Raw genomic sequence first — 955 nt, 5'->3', positions numbered from 1 at the left:
TTTTTTCTGTGTCATATCATGTCTTTCTGATTTCATGCGCCTGCGTGCGCGGCGCGAAAGGAGCAATTTGTCGGCGCAAAGGCCGGTTGTTGATGGGGGTCAGCGTCTTGAAAGCGGCGGGCAGGCCGATAGGGCCACCATCACATGGGTGCCCCTGATGCTGTCCTGCGAATGGGTGTGCGCCACCTTCTGGCAACCACTGACGGCGCCTGCGCGTTGCAAAGCGTCGGCGACCAGCGTGGACCTGTCCCCGCGCAGTGACGCACCGCCAGAGACCGAAGCGTAAATGACCTCGGCGCGGCCCCGCGTCGAGACACCCTGTTCGCGGTCAAAATCCGTCGCCCGCGCAAGGACGCGCACCTCTGAAGAGGTGTCGGGATTGTACACCTGATTTCCGCGATCAGCGTTGTAGGCCGATACGTTCCCTCCGCCGCCGCAGGCGGAGAGGATCAAGGCCGAAACCAAGACGGGCCCCAGGTGAAGTTTCTGCCGAAGTGTCCTCGAACGATCCACAGTCATGTTACACTTTTCCCTCGTTAATATGTTGAATAGCGCCCTAGAAAGGGCGCGTTGTTCTTATTGCCCTATGATGCCCTGCCCGCGCGGCAACTTGCGAGTTTCGATAAAATGGAGGGCGGCAGAACAGCGGTACGAATTGGGGGTACGTGGTGCTGATGCCACCCTCCGAGGTGCCGAACCGTGAGTGGTGCGAAGGCAAATCGGTTCGGTAGGTGATTCATCGGGAAATCGGCCGCCATGTCGTGGCAGCAAGCACTTTTCAGTGGACTTTTGCAGGGCAGCTATCACTTTCTTGATTCCTCTGTTCGAACAAAAGGGACGACATTCTCTGCCTGAAGACGCGACGTTTTGCGCTTGAGGAACTCGCTATGATTTTCGAATACCGCCGGCAGCGTCTCAACCAGGCGCTCATCGGATACAGTTGCTCTGAAGCTAT

Annotated in this window: 1 protein-coding gene; it reads right to left on the bottom strand. The window is 57.8% G+C overall.

Annotation, left to right across the window (positions count from 1 at the left end):
• Positions 1-99: 99 nt before the first annotated feature.
• Positions 100-519, bottom strand: coding sequence for a hypothetical protein (locus EGN72_RS00255; protein ID WP_127044677.1), 420 nt, complete (start codon positions 517-519; stop codon positions 100-102).
• Between the last annotated feature and the right edge of the window lie 436 nt (positions 520-955).

The sequence above is a fragment of the Pseudorhodobacter sp. E13 genome (assembly GCF_003991405.1).
GTDB lineage: Bacteria > Pseudomonadota > Alphaproteobacteria > Rhodobacterales > Rhodobacteraceae > Pseudorhodobacter.
This window is presented reverse-complemented; position numbering and strand designations above follow the sequence as displayed.

Coding starts and splice junctions, on each gene's coding strand:
- EGN72_RS00255 (WP_127044677.1), bottom strand. CDS start 519: ATGACTGTGGATCGTTCGAGGACACTTCGGCAGAAACTTCACCTGGGG.